17 protein-coding genes are annotated in these 20326 nt (G+C 41.6%); 8 read left to right on the forward strand and 9 right to left on the reverse strand.

The window, feature by feature from the left end; translation table 11 throughout:
• Positions 1-122 precede the first annotated feature (122 nt).
• Both msrA and RB214_RS08140 read left to right on the forward strand, forming a co-directional pair.
• Entirely contained in the window at positions 123-1412 is a 1290-nt protein-coding gene (gene msrA / locus RB214_RS08135; RefSeq protein WP_309168822.1) for a peptide-methionine (S)-S-oxide reductase MsrA, read from the forward strand.
• A gap of 321 nt (positions 1413-1733) precedes the next feature.
• On the forward strand, positions 1734-2321 hold the full coding sequence (locus RB214_RS08140) for an amino acid ABC transporter substrate-binding protein (protein WP_309168823.1): 588 nt from the start codon (positions 1734-1736) through the stop codon (positions 2319-2321).
• Between the two features lie 881 nt (positions 2322-3202).
• Here the strand turns inward: RB214_RS08140 and RB214_RS08145 are convergent.
• The 9 genes from RB214_RS08145 to RB214_RS08185 form a co-directional block, all read right to left on the reverse strand.
• Positions 3203-4084: a LysR family transcriptional regulator gene (locus tag RB214_RS08145; RefSeq protein WP_024590165.1), complete on the reverse strand. Its 882-nt coding sequence runs from the start codon at positions 4082-4084 to the stop codon at positions 3203-3205.
• A gap of 333 nt (positions 4085-4417) precedes the next feature.
• On the reverse strand, positions 4418-5074 hold the full coding sequence (locus RB214_RS08150; RefSeq protein ID WP_039489749.1) for a CoA transferase subunit B: 657 nt from the start codon (positions 5072-5074) through the stop codon (positions 4418-4420).
• Positions 5075-5088: 14 nt separating this feature from the next.
• Positions 5089-5787, reverse strand: coding sequence for a CoA transferase subunit A (locus RB214_RS08155; RefSeq protein WP_008135270.1), 699 nt, complete (start codon positions 5785-5787; stop codon positions 5089-5091).
• 261 nt (positions 5788-6048) lie between these two features.
• Entirely contained in the window at positions 6049-6945 is an 897-nt protein-coding gene (locus RB214_RS08160; RefSeq protein WP_309168827.1) for a hydroxymethylglutaryl-CoA lyase, read from the reverse strand.
• Positions 6945-8933 carry an acetyl/propionyl/methylcrotonyl-CoA carboxylase subunit alpha gene (locus RB214_RS08165; protein WP_309168829.1) on the reverse strand — a complete coding sequence of 663 codons (1989 nt, stop codon included), beginning with the start codon at positions 8931-8933 and terminating at the stop codon, positions 6945-6947. The genes RB214_RS08160 and RB214_RS08165 overlap by 1 nt, the downstream gene beginning before the upstream one ends.
• Before the next feature lie 8 nt (positions 8934-8941).
• On the reverse strand, positions 8942-9712 hold the full coding sequence (locus RB214_RS08170; RefSeq protein ID WP_149602667.1) for an enoyl-CoA hydratase/isomerase family protein: 771 nt from the start codon (positions 9710-9712) through the stop codon (positions 8942-8944).
• A gap of 12 nt (positions 9713-9724) precedes the next feature.
• A complete protein-coding gene (locus tag RB214_RS08175; protein ID WP_165744336.1) occupies positions 9725-11332 on the reverse strand; it encodes a carboxyl transferase domain-containing protein in 1608 nt (535 codons plus the stop codon).
• A 10-nt stretch (positions 11333-11342) separates the two neighbouring features.
• Positions 11343-12518 (reverse strand): isovaleryl-CoA dehydrogenase, encoded by a 1176-nt coding sequence (locus RB214_RS08180; protein ID WP_077537936.1) that lies wholly within the window; start codon positions 12516-12518, stop codon positions 11343-11345.
• 56 nt (positions 12519-12574) lie between these two features.
• Complete coding sequence (locus tag RB214_RS08185) at positions 12575-13009, reverse strand: MerR family DNA-binding transcriptional regulator (protein ID WP_008135264.1); 435 nt, start codon at positions 13007-13009, stop codon at positions 12575-12577.
• A gap of 330 nt (positions 13010-13339) precedes the next feature.
• Here RB214_RS08185 and RB214_RS08190 point away from each other — a divergent pair, with 330 nt between their 5' ends.
• The 6 genes from RB214_RS08190 (at position 13340) to mmsB (ending at position 20320) form a co-directional block, all read left to right on the forward strand.
• Positions 13340-14521: an acetyl-CoA C-acyltransferase gene (locus tag RB214_RS08190; RefSeq protein ID WP_165744338.1), complete on the forward strand. Its 1182-nt coding sequence runs from the start codon at positions 13340-13342 to the stop codon at positions 14519-14521.
• 125 nt (positions 14522-14646) lie between these two features.
• Positions 14647-16137 (forward strand): CoA-acylating methylmalonate-semialdehyde dehydrogenase, encoded by a 1491-nt coding sequence (locus tag RB214_RS08195; protein ID WP_165744339.1) that lies wholly within the window; start codon positions 14647-14649, stop codon positions 16135-16137.
• Positions 16138-16299: 162 nt separating this feature from the next.
• Complete coding sequence (locus RB214_RS08200) at positions 16300-17457, forward strand: acyl-CoA dehydrogenase family protein (RefSeq protein WP_002961869.1); 1158 nt, start codon at positions 16300-16302, stop codon at positions 17455-17457.
• 10 nt (positions 17458-17467) lie between these two features.
• Positions 17468-18259 carry an enoyl-CoA hydratase gene (locus tag RB214_RS08205; RefSeq protein WP_165744340.1) on the forward strand — a complete coding sequence of 264 codons (792 nt, stop codon included), beginning with the start codon at positions 17468-17470 and terminating at the stop codon, positions 18257-18259.
• Complete coding sequence (locus RB214_RS08210; RefSeq protein ID WP_309168833.1) at positions 18259-19410, forward strand: enoyl-CoA hydratase/isomerase family protein; 1152 nt, start codon at positions 18259-18261, stop codon at positions 19408-19410. The genes RB214_RS08205 and RB214_RS08210 overlap by 1 nt, the downstream gene beginning before the upstream one ends.
• 10 nt (positions 19411-19420) lie before the next feature.
• Positions 19421-20320 carry a 3-hydroxyisobutyrate dehydrogenase gene (gene mmsB, locus RB214_RS08215; RefSeq protein ID WP_002961865.1) on the forward strand — a complete coding sequence of 300 codons (900 nt, stop codon included), beginning with the start codon at positions 19421-19423 and terminating at the stop codon, positions 20318-20320.
• Positions 20321-20326 lie beyond the last annotated feature (6 nt).

Raw genomic sequence — 20326 nt, forward strand, 5'->3', positions numbered from 1 at the left:
ATCGTATTTAACTTATTGAAGACCAAAACTTAATACGCTTCGTACTAAATAAGTAATTAGGTTGAAATGAAAATTAGGATAAGGAGGTCTTAGTTAGCACGCACTTGTTTAAGAGGTACTTTATGAAACACCAGCATTTATTATATTTATCAGGCGCTGCTATTATATTTAGCGCAGGCAGCTTTGCTTTATCTATGGAAAAGGTTGAGCACAGTAATGTAGAAGCCACCATGCATGTAGAAACCATTGTACTTGGATCGGGTTGTTTTTGGGGAGCCGAAAAACGCTACGAAGCGCTTAATGGCGTTATTGATGCTGAATCGGGGTACGCTGACGGCAATGGCTTTAAAGCTACCTACAGAAACATTACTGATCAGTCTCGTCGTTTTGACGAGAACAATTATGCTGAAGTTGTACAAGTTATGTATAACAGCAATATAATTTCAGCAGAAGATCTCTTAAAAAACTACTTTGAAAGTCATGACCCTACGCAAAAAAATCGCCAAGGTAACGACATTGGTACGCAATATCGCTCAATTTTATTAACGACTACTGATGCGCAAGCTAAAGTAGCTGAACAAGTTAAATCGCAATATCAGCAGCTTTTAACTGATGCGAGCTATGGCAAAATTGAAACGGTTATTAAACCGCTTCAAGGTTTTGTATCGGCAGAAGAGTATCATCAAAATTATTTAGAAAAGAACCCTAATGGCTATTGTCCCGATCACTCTACCGGTGTTGTTTTTAATAAAACACCTGTAGAAAAAGTAGATAACACGGCTTTATTATCAGGAAAACAAATCGTAGTCTTAGATTCACGTGAATACTGCCCATACTGTGAAAAGTTTAAAAAAGCAGTCGCAAATGATTACAAAGGGACAATACCAATGTCGTTTCGCCATGCTGACCAACTTGATGATTTAACTATTAAGTCAGCCACGTGGGCAACACCAACCATTTTGTTTTTAGAAAATGGTATTGAGGTATATGGTCGTCAAGGTTATGCAACGCCTGAAGAGTTTTATAAAGCATTAGGCGCTTTTAAATTAGGTAACAGTGATGCTTATAAAGTTGCATTTGATGCACGAACAGATAGACCTTACTGCAAAGAGTACAAAGAGTTTAAAAACACACCTGACGGTACTTTTGTTGATAAATTAAGTGGCGAGCCACTATTTGATACAAGCGATAGGTTTAACTCCGGTACTGGTTGGTTGTCGTTTAAGCACCCAGTAAAAAGTAGTGTAACGCAGCATGACGATAGCAGCTGGGGAATAACACGTATTGAGCTACGTTCTAAAAGTACAGGTATTCATCTTGGTCATTTATTCCCAGGAGAAGGCCCTAGAGGCACAGACCGCTACTGTATAAACGCAACAGTACTCGATTTTGTACCAAGAGATAAAAGCTAAACCTTTTACTTTGTAAAGCCTGATTTTAATCAGACTTTTTTTGCATAAAATAAAATAGATTTATCATATTCTTTGCAAATTTGTTAAAATTAAAGCGTTGAGCTACACATCAATAATATTACTTAGGTTGTAAATGAATCAATTTATAAAAATAACAACGCAGTTAATGTATTTGCCTTTAGCTTTATTAATTTTTATAACCGATGCTAAGTCGGCAACGCACTATGTCATCGGCGTAGAGAATATAGAATACCTTCCATACTACATGGTAGTGGGGCTGATAACCGCGACTATTATGGTTTCAGTCAAAAGTTACTTACCTTGTTTGCCCAGCAGCACGATTTTGAATTTGAGTTTTACACGCTGCCAATTAATCGTCTCTATAAAGAATTCATTGATCACCATCATGTTGATTTTAAATACCCAGATAATCCACAATGGAAACCAAGTTATAAAGCTTCCTTTGGTGATTTAAATGAAATTATTTATTCGCAGCCAACCGTTGTGACTAAAACGGGTATTGCGAGTTTAAATAAAAATATCACTATTGATGAATGCGTTAGTTTTGCAACGGTGAGAGGGTTTACGTCTCAAAGCTTTAAACCTTTAATGAATAACGAAAACGTTGAGCTAATTGAAACAGCTAACGTAATGGAATTAATAGAGATGCTTTTAAAAGAGCGAGTGGAGTGTATTTACATATCTAACGATGTATTAAACTATAATATTGTTAAATATTTCAAATTAACCCGACCCGTTTATTTTCAAAACGAATTGCCGACAGATTTACAAGCCTTTTTATTATCGTCGATTGACTATCCTGAGGTAGTTAAGCAATTTGATACATTTTTGCTTTCACATAAAGTGCAAATAAGTAAATTAAAAAAAGAGTATCAAATAAAAAATTAACTAAAAAAGCCCCGTAAGTTATAACTTACGGGGCTTTTTAAAATGTATTAATCTGTATATAGCTATATTATGTATGTGCTTAATAATAAAAACAGTCCAAGCGAAGTCACCACCTAACTTGAACCGCTTTTCACACTGACAACATCTTCACACACAATATAAAGATTCTGTTTACTACGCTTTGGTAGCTTTGTATTACATATCATGTGGTTTGTGCCAAAAATAAAAACAGTTCAAGCCAAGTCACCACCTAACTTGAACCGCTTTTTCACACTGACAACATCTTCACACACAATATAAAGATTCTGTTTACTACACGTTGGTAGCTTTGTATTGCATATCATGTGGTTTGCGCCAAAAATAAAAACAGTTCAAGCCAAGTCACCACCTAACTTGAACTGCTTTTCACACTGACAACATCTTCACACACAATATAAAGATTCTGTTTACTACGCTTTGGTAGCTTTGTATTGCATACCATGTGGTTTGCGCCAAAAATAAAAACAGTTCAAGCCAAGTCACCACCTAACTTGAACCGCTTTTTCACACTGACAACATCTTACACACACAATATAAGATTCTTTTCACTGCTACGTTTGAGTTACTAGAACTCTAAAGGTTGCATTTATTGCTCTTAAGAAACAATTTAACTAAGTTGTTTTGAGCTGATAAAGCAACTTTAATATTTAACTTTATTTTCGACAAACGATAAAAACAAAACCAATGAGTGAAAAAAATTAAACTATAGACTTTAGTCTAATGTATGGTGCTAAGTTTATGTATTTAATTAAAAAATATCATTCAAATTTGCAGAGAGGTTTAGACGAGTTCAGTAATACAACACAGAGTAGGTTGTATTACTCAACTCGTCTAATAGGGGATTATTCTTGAATTTTTCTAAACGTATTTACAACCCACTTCGCAAATAAATCAAGTGGGTGATTAGGCGTGCTTGATTCGTGCTGCACTAAATAGTATTTATCTTTAGTTGTTAAAGGCTGTTCGAATAATTTGTAAAGCCATTGCTCATCTAGCCAGCTTTGGCTAATAGGCAGTGGAATAAGTGCAATGCCCATGCCTTGCTGCGCTGCACGCGCTACACCAAACATGCTATCTATTTGAATAATCTGCGAAGGAGAAAAATCATCAATCCCTGCTTTTTCGGCCCACTGATGCCAAGCCCAAGGGCGAGCTTTGTGCAAGATTAGCGGAACTTGGTTAAGGGCTTGACGATGATCGTCCCTCCACTGATCGAGCAATTTTTTATTACATGCAGGAATATATTCAAGGTTAAACAACTCAGTCGCTAATCCTTCAGTAGGTTTACCAGAGGACAATACAATAGATAAATCGCTATGACGCGTTAATTCTTTGCGTGTTTTAAGCGTGTCCATTTGCAGGTTTATATTAGGATGCTCTGACGTCCACTCACTTAATTTAGGCATGAGTAGTTCGCTGGCAAAAAATTCAGGCAGCGTAATCGTCAAATTTGTATTTTGCTGCATCTGACTAAACTCGTTAATGGTGCCCTCTAACATTGTGATGATAGGAGACACAGCATCAAAAAAGTTTTTACCCGCTGTGGTTAAGCTAATTGAACGCGTTTTACGTTGAAAAAGCTCAATACCAAGTTGTTCTTCAAGTTGCTTTATTTGATGGCTTACCGCAGACGGCGTTAAGTACAGCTCATTAGCTGCATGCTTAAAACTTAGGCTTCTTGCGGCAAAGCAAAAAGAGCGAAGGCCACGAATAGGAGTTTGCATGTTTTCCAGAATTATTTAATTTATTGAGACGCCTTACTTAGGCAAAATTTAAACCAACTATTTAATACATAAATATCAGTATGTTAAAAATAAATTTAGCGCTAGTTCACAAAAAGGGTGCAGGCTATCCACAAAATAGTGCAAAGAATCTAAGCGCTTACATTTAATTTATATTTGTATTATAGATAAAATTTACTACAGATGTATGAATGACGGTAAAAATAATGACAAAAGATAAAAAAAATCCCTCGTGAGAGGGATTTTGGGTAACTCAGCGCCATTGGCACTGGGAATGAGGTCGGTACAGGGTAAAGCGTTATTTTAAGCTAAAGCCTAAAAAACCATTTCTGGAACTTCACCGTCAACAAGTAATTTACCTGCTGTTTTACTAATGATTTCATCAACAGATACGCCCGGAGCACGCTCTAATAGATGAAATGCGCCGTCTTTAACTTCTAATACGGCTAAATCTGTCACTATTTTTTTAACGCAATTAACGCCAGTAAGCGGTAAAGAGCAGGCTTCTAATAGTTTAGAGTCACCATGCTTACTTGCATGGGTCATAGTAACAATAATGTTTTTCGCGCCAGCGACTAAATCCATCGCGCCACCCATGCCTTTAATCAGCTTTTTAGGGATCATCCACGATGCGATGTTGCCATTCTGGTCAACTTCAAATGCACCCAGAACGGTTAAGTCTACATGACCACCCCGTATCATGGCAAAACTATCTGCACTATTAAATATGGCTGCACCAGTGGCTGCTGTCACGGTTTCTTTACCCGCGTTAATCATATCGGCGTCTAGCTCTGCTTTAGTCGGGTACGGGCCCATGCCTAAAAGGCCATTTTCGGACTGTAACATAACTTCAATATCATCTGGTACATAGTTTGCGACGAGTGTCGGAATTCCTATGCCCAAATTTACGTAGTAACCATCTTGAAGTTCTTGTGCAACGCGCATTGCAACTTGTTCACGTGATAATGCCATAATTTTGCTCCTGCTTAATCTCGTGTTGTTACACGTTCAATGCGTTTTTCAAAGCTGCCTTTAATAACGCGATTTACAAAAATACCCGGGGTATGAATTTGGCTTGGTTCAAGCTCACCCGGCTCTACAATTTCTTCTACTTCGGCAACGGTAATTTTGCCCGCTGTTGCCGCCATTGGATTAAAGTTCATGGCGGTGTGTCTAAACACTAAATTACCAAAGCGGTCGGCTTTCCACGCTTTAACAATAGCAAATTCACCCGTTATAGATTCTTCTAAAATATACGGGCGACCATTAAACTCTTTTACATCTTTACCCTCAGCCACAGGAGTACCGTAACCGGTTGCGGTGTAAAACGCAGGTATACCCGCGCCACCAGCACGCATTTTTTCAGCTAGTGTACCTTGAGGCGTAAGCTCTACATCAATTTCGCCACTTAATAACTGCTGCTCGAATAGGGCATTTTCGCCAACGTACGAGGCAACTACTTTTTTAATTTGTTTGTCTTGTAATAAAATACCTAAACCAAAGTCATCAACACCACAGTTATTAGATACTACGGTTAAGTTTTTTGTTTGCATGTGCTTAATTTGTTTAATTAAGCCCTCAGGAATACCACATAAACCAAAACCACCGGCAATAATGGTATCGCCGTCTTTTAACCCTTCCATTGCAGCTTCGTAACTAGAAACTACCTTATCAAAACCGGCCATGAGTCTCTCCTCATTGTGTGCTATTTGTTGTTAACTATCTTTAATCATCATTTCATAAGATAGCTATTTAACCTGAACTCTGGTTAATAGATTTACTAACATATGAATCAGGGTGATATTTAAATTTATTTTCTCTAGCCAGAGATTTTCAGTGAAAACAAGGCGAATTTACGCGTCAATAGTTGACCTATTGCAAGTAAATTCAACGCAGTTAGTGCTGAAAATAGCTGCTCGAGATAGATTTATTATCCAGAGATCAGGTTATTTTGTGTGCAGTGCCACAGATACTTTGCTCACAGGTTGCTTACCAAGTGCTTTGGTTATCTCCCAGCCAGCCTCACTTAACCTTTGTAAATCAATTGAGTGTTCAATGCCAAGCCCTTGCAGTAAGTAAACTACATCTTCGGTGGCAACATTTCCTGACGCCCCCTTTGCATAAGGACAGCCACCAAGGCCCGCAACTGCCGCGTCAACCGTTGCAATACCTAGGCTTAAAGCTGCGTAAATATTTGTGAGCGCTTGGCCGTATGTATCATGAAAATGCACGGCCAACTTGGCTTTATCAATGTGCGTTAAAAGTAACTCGATTAATTGCGTTACTTTTTTTGCGGTGCCAACACCTATGGTATCGCCAAGGCTTACTTCGTAACAGCCTAAATCTAATAGCTTTTGCGATACACTTAGTACTGCTTGCGGGTTAATTTCACCCTCATAAGGGCAACCTAGCACACAGCTTACATAACCACGTACACGAATATTATTAGCTTTAGCAAACGCCATTACTTCACTAAAACGTTCAATACTTTGCTCAATTGAGCAGTTGATATTTTTTTGACAAAACGACTCACTTGCAGCGGTAAATATAGCAAACTCTTTAATGCCAACAGCGTGCGCTGCTTGTGCACCTTTTAAGTTAGGTGTAAGGGCGCTTAAATTTACATTGGGTAAATCTAGCGCTGATATTACATCCGCTGAGTCTGCCATTTGTGGCACCCACTTAGGGGAGACAAACGCGCCCGCTTCAATATCTTTTAAACCTGCAGCACTTAGGGCGTTAATAAGCGCTACTTTATCGGCTGTGCTTACTGTTTTTTCGTTTTGTAGGCCGTCTCGCGCGCCAACTTCAACAATACGTACTTTACTTGGAAAGGCACTCATTATGCACCTTCCTCAGTCGTATCTTCTACTATAGCAAGCAGGGCACCGTGCGTTACCAGTTCGCCTTCACCAAAACAGTAGCTTTTTAAAATGCCGTCATGCGGTGCGTTTAGCGTGTATTCCATTTTCATGGCTTCGATAATAACAACCGCATCGCCTTTGGTAATTGTGCTACCAATGTCGACTAAGTGCTTAACTACTGTGCCATTAAGCGGCGCGGCAAGTGGCAAAGCTTCGCTTTCGTGCGAACTAATATAATGTTTATCAACTAGTTCAAGCTTAGTTTGCAGTGCTTTATTCATAACTGTCACACTATTACCTACCGTAGTTACGTGCGCGCTATGTTTTTCACCGTTAATAAATACACTGCACAGATTATTATTTAATGTGCCTTGTAGTTTAAATACATGCTCGTTATGCGTAATACTATAGCCCGCTGTCGTTCTTATAGCGCTTAGCTGCAAATCGGCAAAAGGGATTTTAATTACTTGTGGTGCATTGAGTGTAAAACCACTCAGTTGTTGCCACGGGCTTGCACTGTATTGCGCATTTTGGGTGTTAGTTAGCGATTCTAAATATGCAAAAGCACCAATAAGCTGATTTGCTTGTAATAACGATTCATTAACCGCAACTAACGAATCACCTTGCTCAGCAATAAAGTGTGTGCTTGGCGCACCTTGTTTAAAGGTAGGGTGGCTTGCTAAATTATGTAAAAAGCCAATGTTAGTGCTAAAACCCGCTAAATGAAATTGCTCAAGGGCTTGTTGTAAACGGCTCAGTGCTTGTTCGCGATTGTCGTCGTGCACAATAAGTTTTGCAATCATTGGATCGTAAAACGGGCTGATTTCGTCGCCTTGTGCAATGCCTGTATCAATGCGTACAAATTCACTGTTAAGCGGTGTGTGTAGTGCTTCAATAGTGCCCGAGCACGGAATAAAGTCGTTGGCTGGATCTTCTGCGTATACACGTGCTTCAAAGCTATGACCCTGCAATTGAATATCACTTTGTGTCAGTGGCAATGTTTGCCCACCCGCAATATTAATTTGCCAATTGACTAAATCTACACCCGTTACCATTTCGGTCACAGGGTGTTCTACTTGAAGGCGCGTATTCATTTCCATAAAGAAAAATTCATCGCCACACAGTAAAAACTCAACCGTACCTGCGCCTCTATAATTTATAGCCAGTGCACAACGTACAGCCGCTTCGCCCATTTCTTTGCGTAGTTCGTCAGATAAACCCGGAGCAGGGGCTTCTTCAATTACTTTTTGATGACGACGTTGCAAAGAACAATCACGATCGCCTAAATAAACACAGTTACCGTAGTTATCTGCAAATACTTGCACTTCAACATGGCGAGGCTGGTTAACGTAGCGCTCAAGTAATACTAAATCGTTACCAAAACCGGCAATCGCTTCACGTTGCGCACCTTGTAGTGCGCTCATAAAGTCTTTTGCTTTTTGTACAACGCGCATGCCTTTACCACCGCCACCAAAGGCGGCTTTAATTAGTACAGGGTAGCCAATTTTTTCAGCTTCACTTTGTAAAAAAGCAGGGTCTTGTTTATCACCGTAATAACCAGGTACTAACGGTACATTAGCAGCTGCCATTATTTCTTTAGCGCGGGTTTTAGACCCCATTGCTTCAATACTGCTTGCTGGTGGCCCTATAAAAGCAATGTTATTAGCTTCGCAGGCTTTAGCAAATTCGCTGTTCTCAGATAAAAAACCATAGCCTGGGTGAATACAATCAGAGCCGCAGTCTTTGGCAACTTGTAAAATTTTGTCTGCTACTAAATACGAATCTTTACTTGGCGCAGCACCAATATGGTAAGCCTCGTCAGCCATTTTTACGTGCTGGGCATGTTTGTCTGCATCAGAATAAACTGCGACCGTGGTTAAGCCCATTTGTTTTGCGGTGCGTATTACTCGGCACGCAATTTCTCCACGATTGGCAATCAGTATTTTTTGTAATCGTTGTGTCTTCATAATCAATCCTACAGTTGCCAAGCGGGTGGGCGTTTATCAAAAAAAGCACTTAGCCCTTCTTGACCTTCTTCAGATACGCGAATTTTTGCAATACGTTCTGCGGTAAGCTCAATGAGTTCATCGGTAATTTCTTTATTTGCTACATCGTTAATTAATGCTTTTGCGGCTTTTACTGCAACAGGTCCGTTATCAATCAGTGTTTGCAGCATATTATCGAGCGCACAGTCTAAATTACCGGTTACTTGATGAATTAAACCAAGTTGCTTAGCAGTATGTGCATCAAACACTTCAGCCGTTAAAAAGTACCTGCGAGCAGCGCGCTCACCAATAGCTTTAATAACGTATGGACTAATAACCGCCGGAATAAGACCTAGCTTTACTTCGCTTAAACAAAATTGAGCATCGTCTTTACTAAGGGCTATGTCGCAACAAGCTATTAAGCCCAGAGCACCACCAAAAGCAGCACCTTGCACAGCGCAAATTGTAGGGTGCGGGGAGCTTGCCAATACCTGCATTAATTTAGCTAATTGCATTGAATCAGCTAGGTTATCGGCGTAGTTGTTATCCGCCATCGATTTCATCCAAGCTAAATCAGCACCGGCTGAAAAGTGTTTACCTTCTGTTTTTAAAACCAAAGCACGAATATCAAGCGTATTTGCATGTTCAATACACTGAATAAGTTCGTGTATTACTTCACTGTTAAATGCATTTCTTTTTTCTGGGCGGCTTAACACAAGTACAGCCACATTAGATTTTGTTATTTGTAGTGTTACTGACATTTTGCGCTCCGGTTACATTCTAAATACGCCAAATTTCGAATCACGTTTTGGTGCGTTATTCGCAGACGTTAACGCAAGCCCTAATACATTACGCGTGTCGGCAGGGTCTATAATGCCGTCATCCCACAAGCGTGCACTTGCGTAATACGGGTGACCTTGCTCTTCGTATTGATCAATAATTGGCTTTTTAAAATCACTGATTTCTTGCTCGCTCATGTTTTGGCCTTTACGTGCTAAACCATCTTGTTTAACTTGCGCCATTACACCAGCAGCTTGTTCGCCGCCCATTACCGAAATACGGGCATTAGGCCACATCCACATCATGGTTGGTTCAAATGCGCGGCCACACATTCCGTAGTTACCTGCGCCGTAAGAGCCGCCAATAAGTACAGTGAATTTAGGCACATCAGCACACGAAACCGCCATCACCATTTTAGCGCCGTGCTTTGCAATGCCTTCGGCTTCGTATTTTTTACCCACCATAAAGCCGGTAATATTTTGTAAAAACACTAAAGGAATACTGCGCTGAGCACACAGCTGAATAAAGTGCGCGCCTTTTTGCGCCGACTCACTAAATAAAATACCGTTATTAGCTACTATGCCAACCGGATTGCCATAAATACTGGCAAAGCCGGTGACCAGCGTTTCACCAAAGTAACGTTTAAATTCATCAAATGATGAGTCGTCCACTGTGCGCGCTATTACTTCGCGTACATCAAACGGCTTTTTAAGGTCGGTGCCTACAATGCCGTAAAGCTCGTTTATATCGTAACGGGGTGGTTTTACATCATCTAGAAGAGGGGCAGTAGGGCGTGTGTAATTAATACGCTCAATACATTGGCGCGCAATAGACAGCGCATGAGCATCGTTTTCAGCGTAGTGATCGGCAACACCCGAAATTTTACAGTGCACATCGGCGCCGCCTAACTCTTCGGCGGTTACTTCTTCGCCTGTTGCTGCTTTTACAAGGGGCGGACCTGCTAAAAATATAGTGCCTTGATCTTTTACAATAATGCTTTCATCGGCCATTGCAGGTACGTACGCACCACCTGCGGTACATAATCCCATTACCACGGCAATTTGTGGAATGCCTTTGCCCGACATACGGGCTTGGTTATAAAAAATACGACCAAAATGCAACTTATCTGGAAATACATCATCTTGCTCTGGCAGATTTGCACCGCCCGAATCCACCAAATAAATACACGGTAAGTGGCAACGCTCGGCGATATCTTGTGCGCGTAAATGCTTTTTAACGGTAAGCGGAAAATATGTACCGCCTTTAACCGTGGCATCGTTTGCAATAATCATGCATTCAACGCCTTTAACACGGCCAATACCGGCTACAACGCCTGCACAAGGTATTGCTTGTTCGTACACACCAAAGGCAGCAAACTGTGAAATTTCTAAAAACGGTGAGCCTTCGTCAATTAATGTATTTATGCGGTCGCGTACAAATAATTTACCACGGCCTTCGTGGCGCTCCTTTAATGCAGCGCCTCCACCTTGGCAAATTGTGGCTACTTTACTGCGTAAATCATCCACCAGCGCTGACATATTTTTATGGTTTTGCACAAACGTTGGATCGTGAGGATTAACGCTCGATTTTAAAATAGTCATGGTTTAATCCTTAACGGCTTTCTGTGAAAAGTTCGCGGCCAATAAGCATGCGGCGTATTTCTGATGTACCTGCACCAATTTCATATAATTTAGCGTCACGAAGAAGACGACCCGTTGCGTATTCGTTTATATAGCCATTGCCACCTAAAATTTGAATTGCATCTAGCGCCATTTTAGTTGCAAGCTCTGCTGCGTATAAAATTGCTCCGGCTGCATCTTTACGGGTCGTTTCACCACGGTCACACGCTTTAGCTACTGTATATACGTATGAGCGGGCAGCATTCATTTGTGTATACATGTCGGCTACTTTGCCCTGAATTAACTGAAATTGACCAATCGGGGTATCAAACTGTTTACGCTCATGAATGTACGGTACCACTATGTCCATACACGCTTGCATTATGCCAAGCGGGCCCGCTGCAAGTACTACGCGTTCGTAATCAAGGCCACTCATAAGAACTTTAACGCCTTCGTTTAAGTTACCTAAAATGTTTTCCTGGGGTACTTCGCAGTTTTCAAATACTAGCTCACAGGTATTTGAGCCGCGCATACCCAGTTTGTCGAGCTTTTGTGCTGTTGAAAAACCAGGAAAGTCACTTTCAACAATAAATGCGGTAATGCCTTTAGCGCCAGCGTTTAAATCTGTTTTAGCGTAAATAACGAGTGTGTGTGCGTCTGGGCCATTGGTGATCCACATTTTATTACCATTTAAAATGTACTTATCACCTTTTTTTTCGGCTTTGAGTTTCATCGATACAACGTCAGAGCCCGCATTAGGCTCACTCATTGCAAGGGCACCAATGTGCTCGCCACTAATAAGCTTAGGTAAGTATTTTTCTTTTTGAGCTTGTGTGCCGTTACGGTTAATTTGATTAACGCACAGGTTTGAATGTGCTCCATAGCTCAACCCTATAGAGGCACTGGCACGGCTAATTTCTTCCATAGCAATAACATGTTCTAAGTAACCTAAACCGGCGCCGCCAAGTTCTTCAGATACGGTCATACCTAGTACGCCCATTTCGCCCATTTGAGTCCAAAGTTGATTTGGAAAAGCGTTATCTAAGTCCGTTTTTTCAGCAAGCGGGGCAATCTCCTGACTCGCAAAACTGTTTACGTGGTCGCGGATCATATCGGCGGTTTCGCCAAGGCCAAAGTTCATTTCTTTATATAGTGAAATAGTGCTCATGATTCATTCCTGTGTGACGTGTGTGTTGTCAGTGTGTTTTTATTTTAAAAATAAACTTACTCGTCTATTTTATTAAGCGTGTCTCTGCAGCGGCGCTCGGCCGTCACCAACTCCATAAGAACAACTTTAATGTCGTCCATTTGTTGAGATAGATCTGCTTTTTTTTCTGAAATAAGGTCAAGCATAGTAACCAACTGCTTAGCGCTTGATTTATCTGCGTCGTACAGTTCAAACAAACGTCCGGTTTCAGCTAATGTAAAGCCAAGGCGCTTACCACGTAATATTAGTTTTAAACGCACTTTATCGCGTTTTGAATAAATACGGGTTTGACCATTACGCTCTGGAGTTATTAACCCTTGGTCTTCGTAAAAGCGAATAGAGCGGGTTGTAATGTCAAATTCTTTAGCGAGTTCGCTAATGCTAAATGTTTGTTCATTACTGGCCGGCATTTTGGCTGAGCTTGCAAAGTTTGTTTGATTATCTGGTTTCATAATTGTATTTACCTCATTCGAATAACCCCAATATAAGTGAAGTTTACGTAAAGGTAAAGCTTGGTTTGTTTTGAAACTATTTATAAAGGGATGTTTAAGCGAGGCGTTGATTTATGTTGTTAATATTCAATGGGTTATTTTTATTTCATCAGTGTAGTCTAACCGATGGAAAATAATCCTTACACTTATAAAACTAAAAATTAAGCTGTTTTTAGTTGACGTTGGCGTAAACGTTAGTATTGTGTGAGGGTATTAAATAATAAATGAATACTAAATTAATAGAGCAAATATACTAACAACTATTTGCATATAAATACAATGGAGTTAGTTATGACTTTAGAATCAGTGGTAATTGTAGCAGCAAAACGCACCCCAATGGGTGGTTTTATGGGAGCGTTAAGTGATGCGCAGTCTACCGAGCTTGGCGCAACCGCCATTGCAAGTGCACTTGCACAAACTGGTTTAGCTAATGATGCAATAGACGAAGTAATTATGGGCTGTGTATTACCAGCAGGCCTTGGACAAGCACCCGCACGCCAAGCAATGTTAAAAGCAGGCCTTGCACTTAGCACTGGCGCTACGACAATTAACAAAGTATGTGGCTCTGGTTTAAAAGCGGCCATGCTTGCAAACGATTTAATTAAAGCCGGCTCTATTCAATCTGCTATTGCCGGTGGCATGGAGAGCATGACAAACGCACCGTACTTCATACCAAAAGCGCGTGGCGGTATGCGCATGGGACATGGCGAAATAAAAGATCACATGATGAGCGATGGCCTTGAAGATGCTTACGACAACAAAGCTATGGGTTGTTTTGCACAAGACACCGCCGACGAATACGGCATTGGCCGCGAGCAAATGGATGCGTTTGCATTAGGCTCATTAAGTAAAGCAAAAGCAGCAATACAAAATGGTAGCTTTGATAACGAAGTTGCACCGAACACGATGCAAACACGCAAAGGCGATGTAACAGTATCGATTGATGAGCAACCAGGTAACGCCCGCCCAGAAAAAATTCCTACCTTACGTGCAGCTTTTAAAAAAGACGGCACTATTACAGCGGCTAATTCATCGTCAATTTCAGACGGTGGCGCAGCGCTTATATTAATGAGCGAATCAAAAGCAAAAGAGCAGGGCTTAACACCGCTTTGTAAAATTGTGGCGCACAGCACGCATTCTCAAAAACCAAGTGAATTTACAGTAGCGCCAGTAGGGGCTATGAACAGCGTGCTTGAAAAAGCAGGTTGGGCTGTAAACGATGTTGACCTTTGGGAAATTAACGAAGCATTTGCCATGGTAACCATGCTGGCTATTAATGAGTTAAAACTTGATGAAAGCAAAGTAAACGTTAACGGCGGTGCATGTGCACTTGGCCACCCAATTGGTGCAAGCGGCGCGCGTATTTTAGTAACGCTGATTCATGCCCTTAAAAACCGAGGTCTTAAAAAAGGCATTGCGTCTTTATGTATTGGTGGCGGTGAAGCGGTTGCTATGGCCGTAGAAGCGTATTAACTAGGTATTAAATAGTTATAAGAAAGCTGTACGAATAACTACAAAAGCGCTGCACTAATAATGCTAACAAAGCGGCGCTACCAATTTTAAAAGAGAACACACAACTCACACACTAGGATTTAATCATGCACCAAGTACCACTACTTATTAATGGCGAATTTATTCAATCAGCATCAAAAGAGCTTATCGATGTTATAAACCCAGCAACTCAAGAAGTACTTGCACAAGTGCCATGTACCACAAAATCAGAAATGGACGCGGCAATTGCCTCAGCTTCTGAGACGTTTAAAACATGGAAAGACGTACCCATTACAGAACGTGCTCGCATTATGATGAAGTACGCAGCGCTATTAAAAGAACATCATGATGAGCTTGCTACCATTATTTGCCACGAATTGGGTAAAACATTTGAAGATGCAAAAGGCGATGTTTGGCGCGGTATTGAAGTAGTAGAACAAGCAGCAAACGCACCATCATTAATGATGGGTGAAACAATGGAAAACGTAGCGCGTAAAATCGATACGTATTCTTACATGCAGCCACTTGGCGTATGTGCGGGCGTTACCCCGTTTAACTTCCCTGCAATGATCCCCCTTTGGATGTTCCCGCTGGCTATTGTGTGTGGTAACACCTTTATTTTAAAACCGTCTGAGCAAGATCCACTTACACCAATGCGCTTAGCAGAGCTATTTATTGAAGCCGGCGCACCAAAAGGCGTATTACAAGTTGTTCACGGTACAAAACCACAAGTAGACCGCTTACTAGAAGATAAAGCAGTGCGTGCTATTTCGTTTGTTGGCTCGTGTGGTGTAGGTGCTTATATTTATTCTAAAGGCACGCAAAACCTAAAACGCGTACAAGCGTGTGTTGGTGCTAAAAACCACATGGTTATTATGCCTGATGCAAGTAAATCGCACGTTGTAAATAACCTAGTAGGTGCATCAGTCGGTGCTGCTGGCCAGCGTTGTATGGGTATTTCGGTTGCTGTATTTGTAGGTCAAGCAAGTGAGTGGGTAGATGAAATTAAAGCAGGCTTTGAAAATGTACGCCCAGGCGTGTGGGATGATGCAAACGCGGCATACGGTCCACAAACATCAAAAGCAGCAAAGGCACGTATTTTATCACTCATTGCTGGTGGTAAAGAGCAAGGCGCTACCTGTTTAATTGATGGCTCTGACTTTACGGTTGAAGGGTATGAGCAAGGTAACTGGGTTGGCCCAACGTTATTTACCGATGTAACCAAAGAGATGGATTTATACAAAGAAGAAATATTCGGTCCAGTACTCGCGTGTATGTTTGTAAACACGCTTGATGAAGCAATCGCCCTTATTAACGATAGCCCTTACGGTAACGGCACCTCGTTATTTACCTCAAGCGGCGCAGTGGCTCGTAAATTCCAACACGAAATTGAAGTAGGCCAAGTAGGTATTAATGTGCCAATTCCGGTGCCACTTCCGTTCTTTTCGTTCACTGGTTGGAAAGGCTCGTTTTACGGCGATACTCACACGTACGGTAAACAAGGTATTCGCTTTTACACAGAAACTAAAACGATTACCTCACGTTGGTTTGAAGACGACATTGCGTCGGGTCCAAACATGAGCATTAACTTAAAATAATCGTAATTAAAAAATGAGTAAATAAAAGAATAATTAATAAAAAAGATGGGCGCGAAGGCTACTTCACACACAACACACACATAAGCCTTCGCCGCTCGTCACAAACTATCCCTGTGACGGGAAACACTAACAACACAACTAACACAATTAAAGAGGTCTAACATGGACTTTAACTTATCTGAAGATCAACAAGCCTTTGCTCAAACAGCACGCCAATTTGCCGAGTCAGAACTTGCGCCCCATGCAGCAAAATGGGACCGCGAGCATATTTTTCCAAAAGACACGATTAAAGCAGCGGGCGAGCTTGGTTTTTGTGGTTTATACACGCCAGAGGAAGCAGGCGGCCTTGGTTTATCTCGTTTAGATTCGAGCATTATTTTTGAACAGCTTGCTATGGGCTGTACCGCAACAACGGCCATGTTAACTATTCATAATATGGCTACCTGGATGGTAGCAAGTTTTGGTACCGATGCCGTAAAAGACAAATACGTAGAGCAATTAGTAATGGGCGAGCTACTTGCGTCTTACTGTTTAACAGAGCCAGGCTCGGGCTCAGACGCCGCATCACTTAAAACAAAAGCCGTGCTTGAGGGTGATGAGTACGTTATTAACGGCTCAAAAATGTTTATATCGGGCGCGGGCGAAACCGAAGTATTAGTGGTAATGGCACGTACAGGCGGCGAAGGCGCTGCGGGTATTTCGGCATTTGTAGTCCCGGCCGACGCAAAAGGCGTTGAATACGGCAAAGCTGAAGAGAAAATGGGTTGGAACGCACAACCTACACGCCTAATTAGCTTTGAAGATGTGCGCATCCCTGCGCATAACTTGTTAGGCGCAGAGGGCGAAGGCTTTAAATTTGCGATGCAAGGCCTTGATGGCGGTCGAATTAACATTGCCACATGTTCAATTGGTACAGCGCAGGCAGCACTTAATACCGCCCGTGAATATTTAAAAGAACGTACACAATTTGGTAAGCCATTGGCTGCGTTTCAAGCATTGCAATTTAAAATTGCCGATATGAACACCGAGCTTGTAGCTGCGCGCCAAATGGTTAGGCTTGCTGCATTTAAACTTGATAATAACGACGTTGAAAAAACAACTTACTGCGCCATGGCTAAACGTTTTGCTACCGATGTTGGCTTTACTGTGTGTAACGACGCACTGCAAATTCATGGTGGTTACGGTTACATAAAAGAATACCCGCTTGAGCGCCATGTACGTGATGTACGCGTTCATCAAATTTTAGAAGGCACTAACGAAATTATGCGTGTGATTATAGCGCGCCGTATTTTGGCTGAGTCAGCAAGCGACGTTTTATAAGGAGCAATGTATGTCAGAATCTAAATCTAATCCGAGTATTGAACTTACAACCGAAGGTCATGTTGCTATTTTAACTATGTCTAATCCGCCAGCTAATACCTGGACAAAAGACACCCTAGTTGATTTAAAAAATACCGTTAACGCGCTTAATAATAACAAAAATATTTACGCCTTAGTACTGACTGGTGAAGGCGAGAAGTTTTTTAGCGCTGGTGCCGACCTAAACGTATTTGCTGGTGGCGATAAAGGCGTAGCCGCTGATATGTCGCGTGTATTTGGTGAAGCATTTGAAGCGCTTACTAATTTTAGAGGTGTGTCGGTTGCAGCCATTAATGGCTATGCAATGGGCGGCGGGCTAGAAGTTGCGCTTGCGTGCGATATACGTATTGCGGAAGAGCAAGCACAAATGGCATTGCCTGAAGCTAAAGTTGGCTTATTACCCTGTGCGGGTGGCACACAAAATTTAGCATGGCTTGTAGGCGAAGGCTGGGCAAAACGGATGATTTTATGCGGCGAGCGCTTAAAAGCTGATAAAGCCTTGCAAATCGGCTTAGTGGAAGAAGTAGTACCAAAAGGTGAAAGCTTTGCGGCAGCACTAAAACTTGCCAACCAAGTGGCCGATCAAAGCCCCACCTCAGTTGCAGCATGTAAAACATTGATTCAAAAAGGGCGCCATCAATCAATGGCAAGTGTATTGCCTCTTGAGCGTGAGTTATTTGTTGGTTTATTTGATACCGAAGATCAACAAGAGGGCGTAAATGCCTTTTTAGAAAAACGCCGCGCTAACTGGGTAAATGGCTAATGAGTGTTTTAACATTATTAAATAGCGCCGATGAGCCCGTGGTATTTGAAACCGCAACCGCAGAAAATGGCAGTTTAATTGGGCTTATTACACTCAACGCGCCAAAAGCCTTAAATGCACTTAATTTTGAGATGATCAAATTACTTGAACCGCAATTGCGAGCTTGGCAAGACGATGATGCTATTGCAATGGTGTTGTTAAAAGGCGCAGGCGATAAAGCATTTTGTGCAGGCGGCGATGTTGTAAGCCTTCATCATGCAATGGCGCAAGGTAAACCAACAAGCTTAGTTGAAGAGTTTTTTACGCTAGAGTACAAGCTTGATTACCTTATTCATACCTTTGATAAACCTATCCTCGTTTGGGGTAACGGCATAGTAATGGGCGGCGGTTTAGGGTTAATGGCCGGTGCTAGCCACCGCGTCGTAACCGAAACATCACGCATTGCCATGCCAGAGCAAACCATAGGTTTATACCCTGATGTAGGCGGCAGTTACTTTTTACATAAAATGCCACAAAGTGTGGGGCTATTTTTAGGGTTAACGACGGCATCAATTAACTGCGACGACGCGCGTTTTGTATCGCTTGCCGATCACTTTATCGACAGCACTAAATATGATTCCATGCTTGCGCAAATTTTAGCAGCTAAATGGGGCAAAACCGCAAGCTTAAATCATGAGCGTTTAACTAAGTTATTAACCGATTTAGACAACCAATCTGCGCGTATGCCAAAAGGCAATATAAAAGCTAATTTAAAAACAATTCAAAAGCTGGGTGAATTTACAACCTTGCAGGAGCAAGTTGATTATATTTTAGGGTTAGCTACTGACGATAAATGGCTACAACGCGCTCAAAAATCACTTAAACACGGCTGCCCACTAAGCTGCGCACTCGTTAGTGAGCAATTAAAAACAAGTAAAGGCAAAAGCTTATTAACGTGTTTTAAAATGGAGCTGGGTATGTCGGTTCGTGCTGGCGAAGTAGGTGAGTTTCAAGAAGGTGTAAGGGCGTTATTAATAGATAAAGACGGCGCGCCTAATTGGCAGTACAAAACACTTAGTGATGTCCCACAAACAATAATAGACAGCTTTTTTGCTAATCGCTTTGGCAAAAACCACCCACTCGATGGCTTAGACACGCCAATACACAAATAAAGGAAAGACGATGACTAAACTCAATATCGGTTTTATCGGCTTAGGCAATATGGGCGGCCCAATGGCGGCTAACTTAATTAAAGCTGGACATACTGTGAGTGTGTTCGATTTAAACCAGTCGGTCGTAAATGAACTTGCAAGCAAAGGCGCAAAAGCAGCAGTTGATGCAAAGCAGTGCGCAACCAATGCTGACGTACTTATTAGTATGTTACCTGCAGGCAAGCATGTTAAATCGTTGTATTTAGGAAATAACGACGACAGCGGTTTAATTAACGTGCTGAGCAAAAATACATTAGTAATTGATTGCTCAACAATAGATGCAGAATCAGCACGCACTGTAGGCAGTGCACTTGGCAAACAAGGCATAAGCTTTGTAGATGCACCAGTATCGGGCGGTGTTGCAGGCGCAACCGCAGGCACACTTACTTTTATTGTAGGCGGCGAAAAAGCAGCGTTTGATAAAGCAAATACAGTGCTGAGTGATATGGGTAAAAACATATTCCATGCAGGCGATATTGGCGCAGGGCAAGTAGCAAAAATATGTAATAACATGCTACTTAGCATTTTAATGGCAGGCACCAGCGAAGCACTGCAAATGGGTATTAATAACGGCCTCGATCCTAAAGTACTTAGCGACATAATGACCGCAAGTTCGGGCCGTAACTGGACGCTTGAACTTTACAACCCTTGCCCAGGTGTAATGGATACAGCCCCAGCAAGTAACGATTACAAACCTGGCTTTATGGTCGATTTAATGGCTAAAGATTTAGGCCTTGCCATGGAAGCCGCGCAGCAAAGTAATTCATCAACCCCTATGGGTTCAATGGCTAAAAATTTATACACTATGCTACAGCACCAAGGTGCGGGTAGTGATGACTTTAGTGCCATTTTTAAACTGTTTTCAAAGTAGGAGCAA

Origin of the sequence: Pseudoalteromonas sp. HL-AS1, from assembly GCF_031198785.1 — a bacterium.
In the GTDB taxonomy this organism is placed as follows: Bacteria; Pseudomonadota; Gammaproteobacteria; order Enterobacterales; family Alteromonadaceae; genus Pseudoalteromonas; species Pseudoalteromonas distincta.